Here is a 4,685-nt window from a genome sequence, read left to right as displayed (position 1 = left end):
CTCCTCGCCGTCTATCGTTGTGACAACCATCGCGTCCTTGCCGAGTGGGCAGGTGACGTTGGTCATCCGTTTGTCTTGACTGAGAATAGACATGTTGGTACCCGGGTTCCTGAGAGGGTGTCATAGTTTGAGGTTTGTGCTTTGAACTCTCTTGATTGTCTTTGCAGCTCAGAGGGAGTCTTTGGGGTCGAGCCGTATACTTGATAGGCTTTCTTCAGCCAGTAGTTTCCTATTTTTTTGCAGCCTGCAAGATTACATAGTTGTCTGAATATTTTGTGCAATTATCATATAGATCATGAAGGCTAAGTTGTTGGTTTAAACTTAGTTTTATTTTTTACTTTAACTTCTTGCATGCCATAAATATTTAGAGAGTTTAATTCCTGAGGTCGATCAAAGAATTCTAGCAATCTCTTTTCCACGTCATTGGAGGCAAAATTAAATAAATTCTTTGCAAGTGGGAAAAGTTCTACCCCTATGCGATTAGCTGCATGATTGATAAAGACTAGCCTGCGAATGTTTTCTCTGTAATCGAATTTGAACCCTTCTATAATATGTAGCATCAAAGCTTTTTCCAGCCAGCGTTCTTCATTTGTATCTATTGCCATGGCTGACATTTCTCCAGAGTAGCTTATTAGAGTTAAACCAATTTTTCCCTGAATTAAGCTCGTGATGGTACTTTTTTCGTCCTTGCTGGCATGAAAATAGAAATCAATAAACTCTGATACATCCTCTAATAGGATAGGTCTGTTATTTTTTTTTCCGAAAGTCGTATTTTCAAGGCGTTCAATAAAATGCAAATATTCGTAAGTAGGAGTCATAGTTGCCACCTGGGTTAATTCGCCGGAACCATGTAATCTCCCTCGCGGCTATAGCCAGCCGCTCGGAGTTGCTTCAACTCTCTGAACGTGACAGTTGTAGGGTAGTCACCATGCGGATATGGCCTAGATCTCAGGTTGGATATGGTTGGGTCGGATCCTAAATAAAATGGTTTGTTGGCATCTATGCCGCCTTGAATCCAAGCATCATTCACATTGATTGTCCAATCTGGATTGTTTAGGCGCCTCATTCCCAGTTGTTCGCCAGCTTCGGTATCAGGCAGTCTACCTATAACTAACTCTTCTCTGCTGGTGCTGCTCTCCTGATAAACTTTCCAAGCGGCATCTGCTTCAGTTTCTGTGCTGAAACGGTCTCCATATTTGTTACTGAAGTTGTTCCTGTCGTTTATTATTTCTTTACATTTGAGACCAAGCGGGTCAATCCATGCTACTGTATTTGGTACATACTGATAATTATTGATGCCGCCCAGTAAGCCAATAGGGTCTGGGCCTGTAAACTGCCCCACCTCCGGATCATAATACCGAAACCGGTTATAATGCAGCCCGGATTCCTCATCGAAATACTGCCCCTGAAACCGAATCGGTTGCTCAATCCGGTTGCTGTGCTCGATGGCTACATTGCCGTAGGTCTTATAGCTGACGCTCCAGGCAATCTTCCCTTCACTATCCGTCAATGCATCGGGCGTACCCAGGTGGTCGAGATGGTAGTGGTAGACCTCGCCGTCCTCGCTCAGTGCGATCGGTTTGAAGGTGCCTGGCTCGAAGTAGTAGGTACGTGCGCTGAGGTCCTGACCGCTGTCGATGTCGCGCGCTGTCTCGCGCAGCAGTACGTCGCCGTCCCAGAGGAACTCTACCTGCTTTTCGTCATCGGTTTTGGCAATACGCCGGCCCAGCGGGTCGTATTGGTAGTGGGTCTCCCTCTGGTGTTTTTCCTTTCCGCTCTCCTCGACCTTTAGTTGCTCCACCCGGACCAGCTGCTGCCGGCTGTTGTAGCGGTAGCGGGTCTGCAGTTTTTGTCCTTTGCCTCTTAGCGCTGCGATGCGGTTGCCATGGACGTCGTAGCGGTAGTGGGTGTCGCCGCGGAAGGCGAGGCGGTTGCCGCTGACCTGGGTGTTTCCCGCTTGTTCTTTGGCTTCTTCCCGGCTGCCGGCGACGGCGAGGATATTGTGGGCCGGGTCGTGGACGAAGTGCTCCGGGTTCGGGCCGTCCACCTGGGTGAGGCGGTCCAGGGCGTCGTAGTGGTAGTGGCGGCTGCCGCGCAGGCTGTCGTCTATCTGCGCTATCTGGCCGGCGCGGTTGTAGTGGTAGCCGCGCTGGTGCAGGGGCTTTTGCGTGGGATCGCTTACGGGGCTGGCGGCCTTGAGGCGCATCTTTTGCAGGCGGCCCTGGGGGTCATAGTCCCGTTCGCTGGCGAGTCCGTTGCCGTGGGTGCGCCGGGTCTCGCGGCCCTGGGCGTCGCGGTCGATGGCGGCGAGTAGCTGTTCCGCTTCGCTGTCGGCGGGGCGGCGGCGCAGGCTTTCGAATTGGCCCGCGGGGTTGTAGCCGAACTTGAGTTCTTCGCCGTTCGGCAGGGTGCTGCCGATACGGTTGCCGGCGGCGTCGTAGCGGTGGCTGATCTTGTACTGGTCCTGCCAGTCGGCGATCACGCGTCCGCAGGCGTCGTACTGCCAGCGCAGTTTGCGCTGTTCGTTTTCCGCCTGGGTCAGCTGGCCGGTGCGGTTGTAGCGGAAGCTGGTGACGCCGTCGGGGGTGATCTCCCGCAACAGCCGCCCGAAGGGGTCGCGCTCGAAGGCGGTGTCCAGCCCTTTGCCGCTGGACTCGGTGACGGCGCGGCTGGCAATCAGGTGGCCGGCACGATTGTAGGCGTAGCGGGTGGTGCGACCGTCGAAGCCGACTTCTTCGATCAGGCGTTCGGCCAGGTCGTACTTGAGCTGGTAGCGCTCGCCCTTTTCGTTGGTGAGGCCCACCAGATTGCGCTCGCCGTCGTAGTGGTATTCGAGGCGGCTGCCATCGGGATTGGTGCGGGTTTTTACCTGGCTGAGGCCGTCGTAGTCATAGCGGGTGCTGCGGCCCTCCGGGTCGGTGATTGCCGCTACCAGGCCCTGGGCATTGTATCGGTACTCTGTACGGGCGCCGTCGGGCGCGATCACGGCACTGATACGGTCCTGTGCGTCGTATTCGTAGCGGGTGCTCTGGCCGGCCCCGTTTTGGTCGGCGTCCTGTTGTGCACCTTGTCGGACTTCCACCAGTCGCTGGGCGTTGTCGTAGCGATAGTGGCGGGAGCGACCCAGGGGGTCGTGCACGGCGCTGAGTTTGCCCTGGGGGTTCCACAGGTAGCGGGTGGTGTTGCCCAGCGGATCGCTGACGCTGCCCACCAGGCCGATGGGGTTGTAGGTATAGCTTGTAGCGTTACCGAGCGGATCGACGCTCTCGGTAATCTGGCCTTTTTTGTTGTAGCGGCGCTGCCAGGCGTGGCCGGCTGGGTCGGTGACGCTGGCCGGCAGGCCCTCGGTGTTGTATTCGATCCGGTGTGTGCCACCGGTGGCGTCGGTCTTCTTGACCAGGCGGCCGTAGCGGTCGTATTCGAAGTGTTCTTCCCTGGGCTGCCCCTCTTCGCCGGGGAGCTGCACACGAGTGACCTGGCCCAGCGCATTGTACTCGTAGAGGGTTTCGGCGCCCTCCGCGTCGCGGTGGTAGATGGGCAGGGCGCGCTCGTTGAAGCGGTAGCGTTCCCGGCCGCCGCGGGTGTCGGTGACGGTCACGCCGCGGCCGTTGTCGTCCCACTCGAACCGGTAGCTGTAGGTGGGCTGGCCGTCGATGGGGTCGCCCCACTGGCGCACGCAGCGGGCGGCCGGGCCCTCGGCATCCCACTCGAAATAGAAGTTGTAGCCGCTTTTCAGGGTGCGCTGCGCGATCACGTGCCGGCGATACCGGTATTGCTCGCTGTGGCCGTCCGCGTCGGTGGCCTGAATCAGGTCGCCTTCTTCGCTGTAGCGGTAATTGGCGATGGTGCTGATGCGGCCGTCGCGGGTCTCTTTCTTCAGGGTGCCGATACGGCCGTTGGCGTCATCGGCGGGTGTGATATGCAGGGCCTCGCCGAGGCTGCTCTCGACGCAGATCAGGCGGTTGTCCACATAGTGAAAGCGGTGGAAGTTGCCGTAGCCGTCGCGGATCTCCGACAGGGAGAAATGGTCCGAATAGACATCGGCGGGCTTGAAGTGTTTCTGTACTCCGTTCGGTGCACCGTAGGGGGCGATGATCCAGTGATCGTCGTCGACGCGGGTGAGGCTGAGCTTTTCCACCACATTGTGGCTGCGGCCGCTGGCGCCGGCCGCAGGCAGGGCGATGACGCGGCCCTCGGCGTCGTGAAAATGCAGCGCTTTACCTTTGCCACGCCATACCAGCCGTTCTCCGAGGGTGTGGGTCCAGCCGCAACCCATGCCGAAATCTTTCGGGTTGCTGCTGCGGTAGGTGCGCGCCAGCGTGAAGGGCAGGGGGCCGTCCAGCACGGCATCCACCAGAGTGAGTCGTTCCTCGCCGGTCTTGAGGTTGATGGGCTCACCGCCCTCCAGCGCCTTTTCGTTGTTCTGGCTGCTGTCGCCGTTGTGGTTCTGGCCGGTTTCGCTACTGGTGTTGTCGGGTTCGGAGGAATCGCTCGTACGATTACGGCTGTCGGCGGTGTCGCCGCGCCCGGAGTTGCCGGAGCCGGTAGAGCCGGATTGCCCCGCCGGCTGTGAAGTCGTTGTCTGGGAGGCGGGAGCGTCCACGGTTTCCAGGTCGGAGAAATCGGCACCACTGGTCTGCGCCCCCCTGTTCCTCGACAGCCGAAGACGCTGCTTCTTGAGCCGG

General features: G+C 57.9%; 2 protein-coding genes. Both read right to left on the bottom strand.

Translation table 11 applies throughout. From position 1 onward, the window contains the following. Window positions 1-302: 302 nt before the first annotated feature. Window positions 303-818: a hypothetical protein gene (locus tag OQE62_RS19170; protein WP_265723652.1), complete on the bottom strand. Its 516-nt coding sequence runs from the start codon at window positions 816-818 to the stop codon at window positions 303-305. Window positions 819-832: 14 nt separating this feature from the next. Further along, window positions 833-4,685 (bottom strand): RHS repeat-associated core domain-containing protein (locus OQE62_RS19165; protein WP_265723651.1); only part of this gene is annotated, 3,853 nt, incomplete at its 5' end.

The organism is Microbulbifer halophilus, from assembly GCF_026183675.1.
In the GTDB taxonomy this organism is placed as follows: Bacteria; Pseudomonadota; Gammaproteobacteria; order Pseudomonadales; family Cellvibrionaceae; genus Microbulbifer; species Microbulbifer halophilus.
The sequence above is the reverse complement of the archived record's forward strand: the minus strand, read 5'-3'. Positions and strand labels throughout refer to the sequence as shown.

Bases quoted from the DNA above. Each gene is read 5' to 3' on its own strand.
- OQE62_RS19170 (WP_265723652.1), bottom strand. From the start codon at position 818: ATGACTCCTACTTACGAATATTTGCATTTTATTGAACGCCTTGAAAAT.